We start from the raw sequence: 1003 nt of genomic DNA, 5'->3' as shown, positions 1-1003 counted from the left end.
TTGCCTTTATCAAGGTGTCTTTGTTGAAGTCTGCCTCCTTGAACTTCTGGATGGTACACTTGCACTTGCATTTTTTACATGCAAGCTTGTTGCAGTAGCGGATCATACCGTTTCTTTTGATAGACTTCTGCCTCAGGATTTCTCCTTGCGGACAATAGACAAGATTGCGTTCGGCATCCCTCACGAAGTATCCTTCAAGAGCCTTGGCACGCATCTGCCCGGGAGTCATCTTCAGTACAGCAGACTCTGCTACATCAGAAGTGTACTCCTTGACCTCTACAATCTGTGCATCGGTTAAAAAATCCTTGTAGGCTTCCGGTATGACTGCAGCTTCAAGACATGCCTTCAAATCTTCTGGATTAGTACTTGACTTTTGTGCGTCAGTTATGGTAGCTTCGTTATAGTCAAACTGAACCTGCTCCGTGCAGCTGCCATCACGTTGGATGACATTTGGTACGATACCATTAGCCAATGCATCTGCATGATCCTCGGGACACTCGTACCCCTTGTCTGCAGTAGATTCTAGAACGTCAACACCATAATCGGCTTTTACCTCAGATGCTACGCTTGTAAGCTGACCATGGTCTGTTGGACTGTTGGTTACCAGGAAGCCTGCTATCATATGGCTCTCCGCATCAACTGCAGTTTGCACATTATAACCGACACAAAAGCCTTCGTTGGCTTTCATTAGTCGGGAATCAGGATCGGTTAAGGAAATCTGGCTTTCACCACTTTTCTCAAGTGTATCACGATATCCCTCATAGCGTTCCTTGCGCTCCTTGCAAACATCAAGCTTACGTTGCAACTCATCTTTAGAGAGCCTGCGTCCTTCCTCATGATCGTATGCTTCAAGTTCTTCCATATAGATTGAAATATGTTCATCAAGACGCTTGATTCGGTCATCGAGTTTGCTTAGAGTAAGGTTGTTGTCTTTAGCATTTACAGCCTTAAACTTGCTTCCATCAATAGAGATGTACGACTTGGAAAAGAGCTTCAGTCCCAT

At 45.0% G+C, this 1003-nt stretch carries 1 pseudogene; it reads right to left on the bottom strand.

Going from position 1 to position 1003, the window contains the following annotated elements:
* Window positions 1-1003 (bottom strand): annotated as a pseudogene (locus DW830_RS16025) (DDE transposase); the annotation flags it as partial.

The sequence above is a fragment of the Prevotella sp. AM34-19LB genome (genome assembly GCF_003468525.1).
Classification (GTDB): domain Bacteria; phylum Bacteroidota; class Bacteroidia; order Bacteroidales; family Bacteroidaceae; genus Prevotella.
The sequence above is the reverse complement of the archived record's forward strand: the minus strand, read 5'-3'. Positions and strand labels throughout refer to the sequence as shown.